We start from the raw sequence: 15,193 nt of genomic DNA on the forward strand, positions 1-15,193 counted from the left end.
GATTACCAGGAACCTTGAGAGCCGGGGATACGAGAGTCCGGCCGAGGGGGAGCCCCGCGGGACCGCGGTGTGGGTGGTTGCCCAGGGCAGAGTGTGGTTCGTTGCCAGTGGGGGTGTATCATGTAGATCTCGGAGAGGGACGACGCGTTCACCCCCCGGAGGCGGCGCATGCCCACGATAGAGGCGTTCATTCCGACGGTGGTGCTCTTCGAGACGATCACCGACATCGCTCGTTCTCACAAGGCGCACCTCGTGCTCCAGCGCTTCGAGGGCGCGCATGGCGGCGCGAGGCTCTCCGTCGTCGAAGCGAGCCCTCTCGCGGCGCACGAGTACCTGAGAGGCGGCTATCAGCTGGTGTACCTGGCGTCGCGGAGGGCGCCCGCCAGCGAGCAGGACTGGGGCTTCATCGACCGTGAGGCCGCAAATCTGCTCGAGTTCGCCGGTGCGCGTCAGCGCGGTCAGGATCTCGAGCAGGTCACGATCCGCCCGGTGGCGAAGAAGAGCCGTGTGGCCAGGTTGTTCGCCGCGACCAGGGCGGCGATCGTGGCGAGCTGCAAGCGAGGCGTGAGGCTCAAGGGGCAGCTTTACCCGAAGATCTTCTACGCGAAGGAGCTTGAGGCCGGGAGTTTCCAGCTGTGGGTCGATATCGAGACGAGGACCCTATCCGCCGAGATGGCCGGGTAGGGCCTCTGGCTCCTCGCGGCGCGGCCCTGGCGCCGTGGCTGTCTTTCCGCCGATCCTCGGCGCTTTCCCGCCGCAGCGCTAGGCTGCAGGCCTGTCATGGCCTCGCAGCGGCCTCGGCACGCGCGTGAAATACCAGACGTCGGCGACCACCAGGCCGAGCGCCGCGAGCGCCAGCAGCCAGGTCCACTCGACGTGGGCGTCCGGCTGTCCCGCCGCGCTGGAGACGGCGACCTCGCCGCCTCCCTCCGCGAGGAGCGGCCTCGGCGTGAGGTCGCTCTCGGCGACGCTCGTGAGGTTCGCCGGCACGACGACGGACCCGGCCTGCGGTCCCTGCCAGGCGAGGCGGTAGAAGCCCGCGCGGGGCGTCTCCGCGATCACCGCGACGCCGGCGCGCTGCGCGACCTCGAGCCGCTCGCCCGCGGGGCCCATGGCCTGGAGGTCCCGCGCGGTCGCGGGGATGCTCACGCGCAGCGGCTCGCCGGTGCGCGCGGGGCCTGTGATGCCGTGGGCGCGGTGGGCGCGCGCCTGCTCGAGCAGGTTGCGCACGAAGAGCACGAACGACGCCTTGAGCGGCCAGTCGCTCTCACCCACGTCGAAGCCGAGCAGCGTGCCGGTCCGCGAGGCGGTGGAGATGTCGGTCGCGATCGTGCCCTCCTGGGCGCGGATCAGCTCCTGCGTCGCCGCCTCCGGCTTGAGGGACGAGGCCACGCGGAGGTTCACGCCGTCCAGCGTCAGGAAGCGCAGCCGCGGATCCGCCGTGTCCCACGACGTGAGCGTGGGGCGCTCGAGCGTCTGCCCCACGAGCGTGCCGGCGCAGCGCCCGGGCGGCGGGTTCACGATCAGCAGATCGCCCCCCGGAGGATCGGGCGGGCACGCGCCGTCGATCACCACGAACGTGTCGGGATCGAGCCCGGGCTTCCCGAGCAGATCCGCGAGCGCGCCCGAGATCACCGAGGTCATCGGATCGGACGCGAGCGCCCGCTCGAGCCAGACGGAGCCGCCGGAGGGCGCCCCCGGCTGCGCGCCCTGGGCGTCGCCGCCCTGGCCGTTGCCGGCCGACGCGAGGAACACAGGGAGCTTGTCGCCGGCCGGCACGCGCCCGTAGGCGACGTCGTCGAGCGGCATCGCGTCGCGCGGCGAGAGCTCGAAGACGAGCCCCTTGCGGTAGTCGCCGGGCGACGGGCGGAACGTGAGCACGACAGGGAGGCGCTCGCCCGGCTTGACCAGCACGCGCCGCGAGCCGAGCACGTCCGACGCGTTGTCCTGCCGCATCGTCACGTACACGTCGCGCGGCTGCGCCCCGAAGTTCGCGACAACGAGGAAGGCCTGCACCTCCTCGCGAGGGTCCGAACGCTCGCCGTCCGCGCCGCTCGCGCCGACCACCGCGCTCCCGGCGCGCACGTCGACGCGGACGATGGCGGCGTTGTCGACCGGATCACCGACCGTGATGACCTCCACCGGCAGCGACGCGCCGCGCAGCGAGGCGGGGCGGGCGAGGTTGCCGTCGGTGATCGCGACGACCCGGCGGGCGCCGCCGAGCTGGCGGAGCCGGTCGATGCCTAGCGCCACCGCGGCCTCGAGGTCGCCCTCGACGTCGCGCGCCGCGATGGGGTCGATCGCCGCCTTGAGCCGGACCCGATCGCGATCGAGCGCCGCGACGAGGCGCGCGTCGCGCCCCGCCTCGACGATCAGCGCGTCGCTGCCCGGGGCGAGGCCGGAGAGGAGGTCCCTGGCGAGCTGCTTCGCGAGCTCGACGCGCGTCGTCGCCTCGCCGGCCGGCCCTCGAGCGGCCGCGGACATCGAGGCGCTCGTGTCGATGACGATCGCCACATGATCGCCGGTGAGCTCGCGCCCGCGCGAGGCGGGGCGGGCGAGGGCGAGCGCGAGGAGGGCGAGCGCGAGCGCCTGCAGCACGAGCGGCAGCTGGGCGATGAGCTTCCTGAACGGCGCGCGCGCCATGAGGTCGCGCTGCGCGGCGGCCCAGAGCCACGTCGAGGGGACGCGCCGGCGGCTCCGCTTGATCTTGAGGATGTAGAGCAGGACGAGCGGGCCGAGCAGCGCGAGCAGCCACAGGCCGCCGGGCGAGAGCAGCGCGAGCGGGGCGCCCGCGGAGGCCTGTGCGAGCGGGGCGGCCACGTCAGTCGACGCTCCTCGAGACGAAGCGGCGGACGGCGCCCTCGAGCGGCTCGTCGCTCCGCGCTCGCACGTACGTCGCGCCATGGCGGCGGGCGAACGCGCGCAGCGCCTCGCACAGGCCGGCGAAGTGGGCCGCGTACGCGGCGAGGGCCGCGGCGTCCAGGGTCACGTCGACGAGCGCCCCCGTCTCGGCGTCCTCGAGCGTCAGGTCGCCCTCGAAGCTCGGCTCGAGCTCGTCGGCGGCGACGACCTGGAGGGCCGCGACGTCGTGGCCGGCCTGCGCCGCGCGCCCGAGCGCGGCGGTGACCGGGCCGGGGTCGAAGAAGTCGGAGACGACGCAGAGCAGGCCCGGCCGCGCGCTCTGCCGCACGACGGCGTCGATGGCGCGCGCGAGGTGCGTCCCGCCGGAGGCCCTCACGCCGTCGAGGGCGCGGAGGAGCGCGGCGAGCCCCGCGCGCCCGCGCACCGGCGCGTGCTCGCGGGCGATGCCGTCGCCCGCCACGAAGAGCTGCGCGCGCTCGGAGCGCGTGAGCGACATGTACCCGATCGCGGCCGCGAGCCGGCGGGCCGCGTCGAGCTTCGTGGGCTCCCCGAAGTCGAGGGACGCCGACGCGTCGCACACGATGCGGGCGATGACGTCCTCCTCGGCGCGGAACAGCTTGAGCACCGGCTCCCCGGTGCGGGCGTACGCGGCCCAGTCGATCCGCCGCATGTCGTCGCCGGGCGCGTACGCCCGGTGCTCCTTGAACTCGGCCGAGCCGCCGCGGCGCCGCGCGAGGTGCTCGCCGGCGCCGCCGGAGCGGGCGCGGATCTCGAGCCGCCGCTGGAGCACCTCGAGCTCGCGGACGAAGCTCGCGCCGAGGAGCGGCTCGGGGGACGAGGGGAGCATCGGACAGCAGTAGACCTCGGCGCGGGCGGGGGTGCCAGCGGGGTCGCGGAGGAGCGGCGGCCCGCGCTCGGCAGGGGCGCCGGCCGCGCCCGGTCCGTCGTCGTTCCGCGTCGTTCCGCGTCGTTCCGCGTCGTTCCGCGTCGTTCCGCGTCGTTCCGCGTCGCTCCGCGTCGCTCCGCGGCGTCGAGACAGACCGCCACGCGGTGGGGCAGGGCACCCCACTCGCGTTCGTCGTGGCCGACAGGGCCCCGTCAGCAGGCGCGCCGCTGCTCCGTGGCTCGCTTTATGCGAGCCAGCGCTGTGGTTCAGCTGTCGTGCGCCGGCCCGGCCGGTAGAGCCGCCGAGCGCCCGTACCGATGTGTCACCCGAAAGGAGGCACCGTGAAGGCCCTGGTTTTCCACAAACCTTCGGACGTCCGCGTCGAGGACGTCCCGGATCCCCGGATCGAAGAGCCCACCGACGTCATCGTGCGCGTCACCGCGACCGCGATCTGCGGCTCGGATCTGCACATCTACAACGGCTTCTTCCCCCAGGCGAAGCCCATGGTGCTCGGCCATGAGTTCATGGGCGTCGTCGAGGAGATCGGCCCGCAGGTCACGAAGCTGCGGAAGGGCGACAGGGTCGTCGTCCCGTTCCCCATCGCGTGCGGGCGTTGCTTCTTCTGTCAGGCGGAGCTGCCCGGCCATTGCGAGAGCTCCAATCCGAAGCACTACGGCCCCGAGGGCGGCACGCTCGAGGGCAAGGGCGGCGCCCTCTTCGGCTACACGGACCTCTACGGCGGTTACAACGGGGGTCAGGCCGAGTACGTGCGCGTCCCTTACGCCGACTTCGGGCCACGGAGGGTGCCTGAGCGCCTCACCGACGAGCAGGTCCTCTTCACGACCGACATCCTCCCCACCGGGTGGACGGCGATCGAGTGGGCCGAGCTCAAGGGGGGAGAGACGGTCGCCGTGTTCGGATGCGGGCCTGTCGGCCTCGCGACCATGAAGTGCGCCTGGCTCCGCGGCGCGGCGCGCGTCATCGGCGTCGATCGGGAAGAGTACCGCCTGAACACGGCCCGCGAGATCGCCAAGGCCGAGACCGTCAACGTCGACAAGGTCGACGCCGTCGAGGCGATCCGCGCGATGACGGGCGGGCGCGGCGCGGACGTGTGCGTCGACGCGGTCGGGATGGAGGCGCACCGCGGCGTGCTCGAGAAGGCCTCCAGCGCCCTTCACGGCCAGGTGGGGACGATATCGGCCCTCCGGCTCGCCATGAGCGCCGTGCGCCGGGGCGGGGTCGTGCCCGTCGTTGGGGTCTACGGCGTGTCCTATGACAACTTCCCGCTGGGCCAGCTCTTCGACAAGGGCCTGAGGCTCCGCGCCGGCCAGGCGCCGGCGCACAACTACGTCGACCGGATCCTCAAGCACATCGAGGACGGCCACCTCCGGGCGGACGACATCATCACCCACCGCCTGCCGCTCGCCCGCGCCCCGCACGGCTACGAGATCTTCAACAAGAAGCGCGACGACTGCGTCAAGGTCGTCCTCAAGCCCTGACGCAGGGCGCAGATCGGAACCATGGCCCGCCGCAGCCCTGGCGCCTGACACCGGCGTCAGGGACGCGCGGCCGCGTTGCTGTGTAATTTGTTGAATTCATGATTGTTTGTTCCGGGTACGGCGCTTGCTTGGGGCCGGACCTCGGCGAGCGCCTCGCTCGCTTGCTCGGCCGCCCGTGATGGCCTCTGATCGCACGGAAGGACAGCTCCCGATGGCTCGAGATCTGCGCTCAACTCGAACGCTCCTTCACCCCTTATGGTTAGGAGCCCTGGCGCTCCTCGTCCTCAACGATCACGCCCTCAAGGGCTCTGGTGTGCTCCCCGGGTGGTTGACCGGGAAGCTCAGCGACCTCGCGGGGCTCCTTGTCGCGCCGGCGGTCCTCGCCTCGCTGCTCCGCGTGACCTCGCGCCGCGGGTTCCTCGGCGCGCACGTCGCCATCGGCGCGGGCTTTTCCGCCATCAAGCTCGTTCCGGAGGCCGCGCGCGCGGTCGAGGCGCTCATGGCGCTCACGCCGCTCCCGTGGCGGATCACCGTCGACCCGACGGACCTCGTCGCGCTGCCGGTGCTCCTCATCTCGTACCGCGTGCTCGGCGAGGCGATGGGGCGGCCGGCTCCCGCGCGCCCGGTCGCCCACCGCCTGGCGCTGATGGCGGGCAGCCTGGCCTGCGTGGCCACGAGCAAAGAGCAGCCGATCACGTGCGGCGACGTCGAGGGGTGCGCGCCGCCGCAGCCGCAGGAGCTCGCGTCGCTCGTGATCGGCAACGCGACGGAGGCCGAGCAGCTCATCCGCGTTCGGCGCCTGCGGGAGTCGGTGCGGGTCGACTGCGGCGTCCTGCTCGACGACCCGACGCGCGCCCTCTCGCGCGATCTGTTCGCGAACGCCGAGACCTGGCTCATCGCGCCCGGCCGCGCGCTCCCGCTGGGCAACGCGGGGTGCGATGCAACCCTGATCGACGCCGACGGGCTGCCGCTCACGCTCCTCGCGTGGTCCGCTGCGGAGTTTCCGGAGCAGGAGCTCGTCACATCGACGGAGAACCCGCGGGCGGATCGGATGATCACGCTGCAGCGCGCCGGGGCCAGGCTCGAGCTCGCCGATCACCCGGCGATCTTCCCGGCGCCGCCCATCGAGACGCCGGCTCCCGCGGGCGCATGCGGCGCCTCGGCCGGAGGGAGCGGGCTCGACTGGACCGTGCCCGTCTCCAGAGCAGGGGTCCTCGCCGGCGTGACGTCGTCGCCGGACGGGTGCCACGCCCTCACGCTCGATCGCGGCGAGACCTTCTTCCTCTGCGCCCCTGCCGAGGCGATCCCGTTCAGCGAGGGCGACGTCCTCCATGTGAGCGCCGTCGCGATCGACGGCGGCAGGTACCCCGAGCTCCTGCAGGACCAGCTGGCGCTCGCGCGCGGCCTCCACATCGAGAGCGAGACGCACGCGGTGCTCGCGCTGCGCGGCAACGTGCTCGCCCGCTGGTCGATGGTCGGCCGGCAGCCAGGCGCCCATTTCTCGGCCGATCTCTCGCCGCTCGCGGCCTGCGGCGGGTACCACGACGCGTGCGGCAGCCTCGTCGAGCCGCTCGAGGCGTCGCTGCTCGGCGACGGCGTCTCCGGGGTCGTCTCGCTGCGCCCCGGCGAGAGCGCGGCGCTCGCCGAGGGCGCCGGCGCGCTCTTCCTCGTGCGCGCCGACGACATGCCGGTGCGCGACGCGGAGTGCTTCACCGTCCCCGTCGATCAACCCCGCCTGCTCGAGTCGGTCTTGGTCGCCGCCACCGCGGCGCCGTAGGAGGTCACGCCATGAAGATCCGAATGCACGATGTCCTCGCGCTCGGCGCCGCCGCCGCGCTCGGCGCGGCCGGCTGCGCGTCCTCGGACGGCGAATCCGGCGGCATCGCCGTCACCCCGGGCCCCCCCGGGTCCCCGTCCCCGGGCAGCGCGGGCGTCTCCCAGGGCGGCGCGCAGGACTTCGGCCTGTTCCGGCAGATCCTCGAGGACGGCGAGATCCCCGGGCCGGACACGCTCGACGACGTCGGCTTCTTCGCCGAGCACAAGCTCGATTACCCGGCCGCGACCTGCGGCGAGGACGTGTGCATGCACGGGCTGCTCGGGATCATGGGGAACATGATCAGCGGCTCGCCCTGCACGCTCATCCAGATCGGGATGAACTCGCCCGTGGACCTCGGCGCGCTCGAGCGGCCGCCGCTGCACCTCGTCATCGCCGTCGACACGAGCGGCTCGATGCAAGGCGACCCGATCGCCTACGTCAGGGCGGGGCTCGTCGAGATGATCGACGCCCTCGAGCCGACCGACCGGATCTCGCTCGTCCGCTACTCGGACACGGCCGAGCTCGTCCTCGAGCAGGCGGAGGGCTCGGACAGGGAGGCGCTCACGGAGGCGTTCGAGGGCCTGACAGCGCGGGGGTCGACCAACCTGTACGAGGGGCTCTTCACCGCGTATGCGCTCGCCGAGCGGCACCTCGATCCGGCCTGGCAGAACCGCGTGATCTTCCTGTCCGACGGCGTGGCCACGGCCGGGCTCACCTCGCCTCAGCGGCTCGTGTCGCTCGCGGCCGGGTACGCGGAGAAGGGGATCGGCCTCACGGCCATCGGCGTCGGGGCCGAGTTCGACGTCGACGCCATGCGTGGGATCAGCGAGGTCGGCGCGGGCAACTTCTATTTCCTCGAGGACCCGAAGGCGGTGGAGGAGGTCTTCGCCGAGGAGGTGAAGACGTTCCTCGTGCCCCTGGCGCTCGACGTGGAGCTCGACGTCGCCGTGGGCGACGGTTACGTCGTGCGCGGCGCGTACGGCACGAACGGCTGGCAGGGCGGCGAGCGCGGCGGCGCCGTGCACATCCCGAGCCTCTTCCTCGCCGGCCGGACGAGCGCCGCGGAGCCCGTCGGCTCCGGCCGGCGCGGCGGCGGAGGCGCCATCCTGCTCGAGCTCGTGCCGAAGCCCGACCAGCGAGGCGTCGAGGACCCGCGCGCCGTGGGCAGCCTCGCGCTGTCGTGGCGGCACCCGCTGACGGGCGAGGCGCACGCGCAGGAGGTCGACATCGAGGCGCCGAGCGCGCCCGACGCGCCGCCCGAGGCCGGCTATTTCTCCGGCGACACCGTCGAGAAGGGCTTCGTGATGTTGAACCTCTTCGCCGGCTTCAAGCTCGCCGCCCAGCTCGCGGCGGACGCCGACCCCCGCACCGCGCGGCGCACGCTCGAGGCGCTGCGGCCGAACGTCGAGGCGTGGCTCGCGGATCATCCGGACCCCGACGTCGAGGACGACCTGCGCTACGTCGATCTGTTCATCGAGAACCTCATCACGGCGGAGGCGAACGTGCAGCCCTACGTGCCGGCGGATCCGCCGAACCCCTGGCCCGCCGATTGAGCCCCGCGCGCGGCGCGCCAGGTGACGGCGATGCGCGCCGGCTGACACCAGCGCGCCGCGCCCGTCACCCCCCATTCAAGTCGATTCCCCTCAACACGCGTTTCGACGTCTCCACGTCGTCACATGCGCTCCGTGTGCACGCGTGCACGCGTGTCCGCGTACACAACAACGCACCCCGTGCGCCGCAAACCTGCGCCGCGGCGATGTCGCTTCCTCGCGGCGAACGCCTTGTGTAGGATCGAACTTTCGTGGCCGTCGAGGAGGAGAGTGCACCTATGCGAAGATCCATGTGGTTCGGGTTGGCGAGCATCACCGTCTGTCTCACGGCCGCTCTCCCGGCGAGCGCGGGTGTCCCGGAGTGCGGCAATATTCGTTTCGAGGGCCTGTCGAACTGCGAAGTGCGCGTCACGGGTGAGTGCACCGCGGGCTGCAGCGAGCTCGGGATCTACAAGACCGCGTGCGCCACGAAGCTCGTGCCGGTCTGCAAGACGGAGTGCACCCTCTCGGCGGAGGCGACCTGCACGGACAGCTGCACCACGCAGTGCAAGTCGGACTGCGATAACAACATCAACGTCATCTGCTCCCACAACTGCTTCGTCGAGTGCACGACCACGCGGGACGCCGAGTGCGCTGGCGCCCACGATTCCGCCCAGTGCGCCGCCACGTGGGACGCGAACTGCGACAGCGAGTGCGACGCCCAGTGCGTGACGGTGGATGGCGACTGCTACCAGCACTGCATCGAGTGCTGCGGGGGCTCGTGCACGGCCGACGCCAACATGGACTGCCAGACCACCTGCCAGAACGAGGAGTTCGAGGACTGCGAGCACGAGTTTCGCGCGAACTGCGATGCTTCCTGCAGCGGCGACGGCGCGCTCTTCTGCGGTGGGAAGTACATCCTCTCCGGCTCGCAGATCCCCGCGTGCGTGAACGCGCTGCTCGCGCAGGGCATCAGCGTGAAGGCCGAGGCGGAGGTCACCATCGGTCCAGATGGCATCGACGGGAACCTCGCCGCCGGCATGTGCGCCTTCAGGCCCGCGAGCAAGGCCTCCCTCGCCGCGCCGTTCGCCGCGCTCGCGGCCGCCGCAGGCTGGCTCGCGCGGCGCCGCAAGCGTTCATCGCACACGCCGCGCTGATCGGCTCCGGGTGATCGTGCGGCCGACCCCTCACGTGCTGCTCGCGCTGCTCGCCCTCGGCTCCCCGGGCTGCGGGGGCGAGGGCGCCGACGCGCTCGTGGTGGTCGGCCTCACGACGGACATGGCGATCGGCTTCGAGATCGACGCGATCGAGACCACAACGAAGGTGGATGGCGTCATCACGCGCGCCGAGCGCCTCTCGTATGGCAGCAGCGGTCTGTCGCTCCCGGCGGAGATCGAGATCGCGCCGGCGCAGGACGGCGCCGAGGTCGAGCTGTCCGTCGCGGCGTTCCGCGACGGCGAGGCGGCGCCCGTCGTGAAGCGGACGGTCGCGACCCGCGCGGCCGGCGGGCGAAGGCTGCTCCTGCCCGTCTCGCTCGACGCGGCGTGCTCCGGGGTCGCCTGCGCGGCCGGCGCGACGTGCGCGGCGGGGATGTGCGTCGATCCCTTCGTCGACCCGTCCGGGCTCGATGACCACGATCCGACGTGGATCGCCTCGGCGAGCGACGCGTGCAAGACGCGCTCCTCGGGCGACCCAGAGATCGTGATGGGGCAGGGGGAGAGCGCGTTTGCGCCTCTGGAGGAGGGCGAGGTGCTGCCGATCGAGGCGGGCCTTCAAGGGGGGCACCACGTGTGGCTCGCGCTGCGCGTGGCCGGCCTCCGGCAGATGGGCTTGCGACTGACGGTAGGGGGCCACTTCCCCGAGCTCGCGTTCGAGCTGGTCCCGTTCACCGCGCTGGTCGCGCTGCGCCGAGCCGGGGAAGGCCGCTGCGAGATCTACGGCATCCGCTTTCGGGTGGATCGAGGCCTGCCGGTCGAATCCGTCCGGGGGCAAGCGCTCGACGTCGAGATCACCCTGGAGGACCCGAACGGCGACGTCGCGACGGCCGCGCAGCGGATCGTCATCGCTCCCTGACACGTCACCTGCCGGGAGCGGCCTCGCAGGCGGTCGATTTCCGTTCTGGATCGACTTTCTCTCCCCTCGCCAGGGGGCGCCGGCATGTGGCGACCTGTCGGAGCTGCCTCGCGGGGGGCCGATTTCGGTTCCGGATCGACTCGTCCCCCCCTCGCGAGGGGGCGCCGGGACGTGGCGACCTGTCGGAGCTGCCTCGCGGGGGGTCGAGTTCGGTTCCGGATCGACTCGTTCCCCCTCGCGAGGGGGCGCCGGCCGGTCGCGACCTCTCAGGAGCGGTCTCCGAGGCCGTCCGTTTTGGTCCTGGCTCAGCCAAGTACCCCTCGTGCGATGACGCCAGCGCGTCGCGACCTCCGCGACCTCCGCCGCGCCGCCGCGGCCGCCGCCAGGCACGCTGCGGCAACGGCGGCCCGGCCCTCCTCCGCGCCGCCGGTACGACAGCCGCAGCCCGCCTCGCCCTGCCGCGCCCCGCCGGAAGGCGGCGCCCCGCCGCTTGATGCATCGGGCGCTCCGCCCGCACCCGCGGCGCTCGCCTGGCCCCCGCCGCTCGCCGCCGCGGCGCCGCCGCCGGTCGCGCCGGTCGCGCCGGTCGCGCCCGTCGCGCCCGTCGCGACGGCGCTCGTGCCGCTGCCGGCCGCGGGTGAACCGGCGTCCGGCGTGCAGTCCCGGTGGCCCGTCATCCGCGCGATCCTCGGCCAGTCCGCCGGGCAGGCCGCTCCGACCGCGGTGCTCGCCGCGCACTCCAGAGGACCACGAATGCACCCCTGCTGGAGCAGCGGCTCGAACGTCGCGCCGCCGTCGAGCGAGCGGCCGATCGTGAAGCCGTCCAGGAACTCGCTCGCGCACGCGTACAGGCCCGAATCCGTCCAGGCGAAGCAGCGCGGCGCGACGCTCGAGACGCGCTCGAAGGCCAGCGTCGACGAGGGCGCGCGGAAGACGCCGTCGACGTCGCTGCCCACCGCCACCGTCGCGCCGTCCGGCGAGATCGCGAACGCGCGCACGAAGCCCTCGGTCGTGAACACGGGCGCGAACGCCGCCCCGCCGTCCGTCGAGACGAACACGCGCCCCGGCGCGCTCGCGATCCGCACGTACAGCACGTCGGCGTCGCGCGGATCGACCCCCGCGATGTACGGCTCGCGCGACGTCGTGCTCCCCGGCACCGCCGCGGTCTGCCACGTCTCCCCGCCGTCGGCCGAGCGCGCGAGCACCCCCTTGACGGAGCCGCCCTCGCTCGCGAGGCCGCTCACGTAGACCCGCCGCGGATCCGACGGCGCGACGTCGACCGTCCGGGCCACAAAGCCCGCCGGGAGCGGCGCCCCCGCGCTGGTCCAGCTCGCGCCGCCGTCGCGCGACGCCCAGAGGCCGTGCCTGGTCCCCGCGGCCACCGCGACGACGTGCGAGGGATCGCCCTGCCGGACCGAGAGATCGATCACCTCCCGCCCAGCGAGCTCGGCGGCGCGCGCCCAGGCGCAGCCGCCCTCGGCGCCGACCGCGATCCCGTCGGCCAGCGCGGCGAGCACCCGGCCGCCCGCCACCGCCGCGATGGGCGGGGACTGGCCGGCCGTGTCGTCGTACCCGACCGCGCGCTCGCAGATCCAGCGCCAGCTCGCGCCCCCGTCTCGCGTGGCCAGCAGGCCGTACGTCATCCGGGCGACGGCGCGCGCTGGATCCGCCGGGTCGAACACGAGCTGGTCCGCCGAGGGAAAGACGCCGTTCGCCGCCGCGGGGGAGGGGAGCGCCACGGCGGCGAGCGCGGCGAGCGCGACGGCGCGCGCCGGGCGAGATCCCGGCCTCACGGCGCGCGGGGGAGGCGGTCGCATCGAGGATCCATCGTACCGCGGCGCGCGCCGAGAACCGCCCACGCGCCCTCCGCGCCCCGCTACACTCGCGGCAATGCCGGAGCGCATCGTCGTGTCCTTTCGAGGTACTGCGGCCCTCTCGCAGCCAGACAGCACGGACGCGGTCGCGCCGTGGCCCGGACGCCGCGGCGCGCCGCGGGCGCCCGCGCCGCCGTCGCGCCAGAGGGGCGCGGCGCGCGCCGCGGGCGGCGCCGCCCGCGGCGAGGAGAGCTACCTCGCGCGGGCGCTCGCGCTGAAGAAGCGCGCCGAGGCGCTCGGCGCCACCCTGTGCGCCTGGAGCGCGCAGACCTTCTCGTTCGAGTTCACCCCCGACGACGTCGAGGAGGCCGTGCTGCTCGCCGCGCTCGCCGCGGAGGACGCGGCGGTGCACCCCGACGCGCGCTTCGCGGTCGGCATCGCGCAGGGCGAGATGACCTACGTCGGCGAGGCGGGGCGCTTCACCGCGCTCTCCTGGGGGCAGCCGCTGCTCGTCGCCGTCATGCTCGCCCGCGTCGCGCTCCCCGGCGACGTGCTCCTCGATCCCGCGCTCGCCGCCGTGATCTCGGGCGAGCTCATGACCCTCGGCGCCCACCGCGGCGTCGACGGCGCGCGCCGGGTGCGCGGCCTCCGCCTCGACGCGCAGCAGCCGCTGCGCAGGCAGGTCGCCGAGAGCGTGGCGCGCCTGTGCAAGCCGCCGCTCATCGGCCGCGACGCCGAGCTCGCCGAGCTCGCCGTGCCCCCCGGGTCGCTCGCGATCGTCCGGGCCGAGCCCGGCGCCGGCGGCACGCGGCTGCTCCTCGAGCTGGAGAGGCTGCTCGCGCCGTCCCGGAGCCTCTTCGTCGCGCCGATCGGGGCCTCGCGCGAGCCGTTCGGCGCGCTCCGGCGCGCCCTCGCGCGCGCGGCGCTCCGCGCCGAGAAGAGCCGCGCCCGCGCGCCGGCGCTCCCGGATCGGCTGAAGCCCGCGCTCGCCCGGCTCCTCGCCGGCGAGGGCGTCGAGCCGAGGAGCGCCGCCGAGGTGCTCGCCGCGTGGCTCGCCCCGTCCGACGCCCGCATCGGCCTGGTCGCCGTCGACGACGCCGCCGAGGTCGACGCCGCGAGCCTCGACGCGATCGCCCTCGCCCTCTCGCCGGGCGGCGGCCCGCGCGCCGTCGCCCGGCTCGGGCGCTCGGACCCGCTCCCCGCGCCGCTCACCGCGCTCACCCCCGCCGCGACGGTCGCGCTGGGGCCGCTCTCCCCGCCGGGCGCGCAGGATCTCGTCCGCCGCCTCCTCGACGGCTGCATCGACGAGGTGGGGGCGCGCCGCTGGGCCGCGCGCGCGCCCGCGTTCCCGCTGGCCGTGCGCGAGCTCCTCTGCGAGGCGCTGGAGAGCGGCGCGCTGCGCTGGATCGGCAGGAGCGTCGGGCCGCGCCGGCGCAGCGCCGGGCGGGGCAGGCCCCCGCGCACGATGACCGGCGCCGAGCTGGCCGCGCCCCCCGCGCTCCGCTCGATCGAGGGCCGCCTGCGCCTGCTCGCGATCGGCCAGCGCACGGTGCTCACCGCGCTCGCGACCCTCGGCGGGGACGCGTCGGACGCGGCGATCGACGCGCTGTGCGACGGCACCGGCGCCCCGAAGGTCGCCGCGGTCCAGGCGGCGCTGCTCGGCGCCGGCTGGGTCTTGCGGCCGGAGCCTGGCTGGCTGCGGCTCTCCTCGCGCACGCTGCGCGACGCCCTGCTCGCGGGCGTCCCGCCGGGCGAGCGCGCCGCGTGGCACCTGGCCGCGGCGCGGGTCGTCGAGGATCACGCCAGCGTGCTCGGCCTCGCCGACGCCGCGTGGCACGCCGCGAAGGCGGGCGATCGGCGCTCCGCGGCCGATCTCGCCGGGCGCGCCGGGCGCGCGGCCGGCGACGCGCTGCTCGAGGGCTCGGCCGCGGAGCTGCTCGCGTTCGCCGACGAGCAGGAGACCGCGAGCGATCACCGGGACGGGGCGCCGGACAGCTCGTCGAGCCAGCCGCCCACCCACCGCACGCCCATCGAGGTGGTCGGCGACGCGCCGGAGCCGCAGCGCGCGGCGCCGGCGCCGGTCGGCGAGCGCTCCCGCCCCGGCGCGCCCGCGGCGCAGCCGGACGACGAGCCCAAGGACTTTCCCGACGCGACCACCCCGGACGCCGGCCTTCCGTGCGGCGACGCCTCCGACGATCTGCTCGCGAAGACCACGGAGTCGCCCGTGCTGTCGATGAACGACATCGCGGTCCGCCTCGCCGAGCTGGCCAAGCAGGCGCTCGTCCAGGGCGACCTCCGCACGCTCGAGCGGCTCGTGGGCGAGCTCCGCCGCACCGGCGAGCACCTCGATCTGGCGGAGCGCATGACCGGCCTGATCTCGCTCGGGCGCGGCGCGAAGGAGGAGGCGCTCCGGCGCTTCCGGATCGCCGCGGAGGGCGACGCGTCGCCCTCGCAGCGGGCCCGGGCGCTGCTCGCGTACGGCGTCGCGCTGGCCGCCGCGGGCCGCACGGAGGGCGCGCTCCTCGAGGCGCTGAGCGCCCTCGCGCGCGCCCGCGAGGCCGAGGATACCCACGGCGAGCAGGCGTGCGCGCAGTTCCTGGCGCAGCTCGCGGCCGCGACAGGGCACGAGGAGGCGGCCCGCGCGTGGGCGCAGGTGGCGCGCCTCGCCGGCGCGGAGCCCCCCTCGTGACGGCGCATTGACAGCGTCGTCGCGG

10 protein-coding genes are annotated in these 15,193 nt (G+C 74.4%); 7 read left to right on the forward strand and 3 right to left on the reverse strand.

The features are described 5' to 3' along the window. Positions 1 to 168 precede the first annotated feature (168 nt). The gene (locus WMF22_RS02580; RefSeq protein ID WP_438034720.1) at positions 169 to 684 is read left to right on the forward strand and encodes a hypothetical protein; all 516 of its coding nucleotides are present in this window, start codon (positions 169 to 171) and stop codon (positions 682 to 684) included. 78 nt (positions 685 to 762) lie between these two features. On the opposite strand, the gene WMF22_RS02585 is transcribed toward WMF22_RS02580, so the two are convergent. Next, on the reverse strand, positions 763 to 2,820 hold the full coding sequence (locus WMF22_RS02585; RefSeq protein WP_438034721.1) for a vWA domain-containing protein: 2,058 nt from the start codon (positions 2,818 to 2,820) through the stop codon (positions 763 to 765). 1 nt (position 2,821) lies between these two features. After that, positions 2,822 to 3,709: a DUF58 domain-containing protein gene (locus WMF22_RS02590; protein WP_438034722.1), complete on the reverse strand. Its 888-nt coding sequence runs from the start codon at positions 3,707 to 3,709 to the stop codon at positions 2,822 to 2,824. Between the two features lie 380 nt (positions 3,710 to 4,089). Here WMF22_RS02590 and WMF22_RS02595 point away from each other — a divergent pair, with 380 nt between their 5' ends. The 5 genes from WMF22_RS02595 (at position 4,090) to WMF22_RS02615 (ending at position 10,665) form a co-directional block, all read left to right on the forward strand. Continuing rightward, positions 4,090 to 5,247 (forward strand): zinc-dependent alcohol dehydrogenase, encoded by a 1,158-nt coding sequence (locus tag WMF22_RS02595; protein WP_438034723.1) that lies wholly within the window; start codon positions 4,090 to 4,092, stop codon positions 5,245 to 5,247. A gap of 313 nt (positions 5,248 to 5,560) precedes the next feature. Continuing rightward, entirely contained in the window at positions 5,561 to 7,024 is a 1,464-nt protein-coding gene (locus WMF22_RS02600; RefSeq protein WP_438034724.1) for a hypothetical protein, read from the forward strand. An 11-nt stretch (positions 7,025 to 7,035) separates the two neighbouring features. After that, entirely contained in the window at positions 7,036 to 8,616 is a 1,581-nt protein-coding gene (locus WMF22_RS02605; RefSeq protein ID WP_437297557.1) for a vWA domain-containing protein, read from the forward strand. Between the two features lie 275 nt (positions 8,617 to 8,891). Continuing rightward, complete coding sequence (locus WMF22_RS02610; RefSeq protein WP_438034725.1) at positions 8,892 to 9,749, forward strand: hypothetical protein; 858 nt, start codon at positions 8,892 to 8,894, stop codon at positions 9,747 to 9,749. Positions 9,750 to 9,765: 16 nt separating this feature from the next. Continuing rightward, on the forward strand, positions 9,766 to 10,665 hold the full coding sequence (locus WMF22_RS02615) for a hypothetical protein (protein ID WP_438034726.1): 900 nt from the start codon (positions 9,766 to 9,768) through the stop codon (positions 10,663 to 10,665). A 305-nt stretch (positions 10,666 to 10,970) separates the two neighbouring features. Here the strand turns inward: WMF22_RS02615 and WMF22_RS02620 are convergent, their stop codons facing one another. Then, positions 10,971 to 12,482 (reverse strand): WD40/YVTN/BNR-like repeat-containing protein, encoded by a 1,512-nt coding sequence (locus tag WMF22_RS02620; RefSeq protein ID WP_438034727.1) that lies wholly within the window; start codon positions 12,480 to 12,482, stop codon positions 10,971 to 10,973. A gap of 73 nt (positions 12,483 to 12,555) precedes the next feature. On the opposite strand from WMF22_RS02620, the gene WMF22_RS02625 reads away from it, so the two are divergent. Next, positions 12,556 to 15,168, forward strand: coding sequence for a hypothetical protein (locus WMF22_RS02625; RefSeq protein WP_438034728.1), 2,613 nt, complete (start codon positions 12,556 to 12,558; stop codon positions 15,166 to 15,168). Positions 15,169 to 15,193: the final 25 nt, after the last annotated feature.

Source organism: Sorangium sp. So ce204 (assembly GCF_051526795.1).
In the GTDB taxonomy this organism is placed as follows: domain Bacteria; phylum Myxococcota_A; class Polyangia; order Polyangiales; family Polyangiaceae; genus Sorangium; species Sorangium cellulosum_B.